The organism is Bacillus cereus group sp. BfR-BA-01331, from assembly GCF_022663915.1.
Classification (GTDB): Bacteria; Bacillota; Bacilli; order Bacillales; family Bacillaceae_G; genus Bacillus_A; species Bacillus_A mycoides.
Genome location: NZ_JAKUGJ010000186.1, coordinates 1 through 348, shown reverse-complemented (window position 1 = coordinate 348; position 348 = coordinate 1). Strand labels below are relative to the sequence as shown.

Genomic DNA, 348 nt, shown 5'->3' with positions numbered 1-348 from the left:
CTCGGCACCATATGCGCCCGTAGCTCAATTGGATAGAGCGTTTGACTACGGATCAAGAGGTTAGGGGTTCGACTCCTCTCGGGCGCGTTTTCTTTCGGGAAGTGGCTCAGCTTGGTAGAGCACCTGGTTTGGGACCAGGGGGTCGCAGGTTCAAATCCTGTCTTCCCGATACTTGTTTGGGGCCTTAGCTCAGCTGGGAGAGCGCCTGCCTTGCACGCAGGAGGTCAGCGGTTCGATCCCGCTAGGCTCCACCAAAAAAGTTCTTTGAAAACTGAACGAAACAAACAACGTGAACGTCAATTTTTATTTTTAGATGCTAGACAAACTAACTTTATTGGAGAGTTTGAT

The 348-nt window shown here is 50.3% G+C and carries 3 tRNA genes; all 3 read left to right on the top strand.

Annotated features, from left to right (window positions below):
• Positions 1-13 precede the first annotated feature (13 nt).
• The 3 genes from MR155_RS31620 to MR155_RS31610 all read left to right on the top strand — a co-directional run bounded on the left by MR155_RS31620 (position 14) and on the right by MR155_RS31610 (position 254).
• Positions 14-87 (top strand) — tRNA-Arg (locus MR155_RS31620).
• Between the two features lie 8 nt (positions 88-95).
• Positions 96-169, top strand: a tRNA-Pro gene (locus MR155_RS31615).
• A gap of 9 nt (positions 170-178) precedes the next feature.
• A tRNA-Ala gene (locus tag MR155_RS31610) sits at positions 179-254 on the top strand.
• Positions 255-348 lie beyond the last annotated feature (94 nt).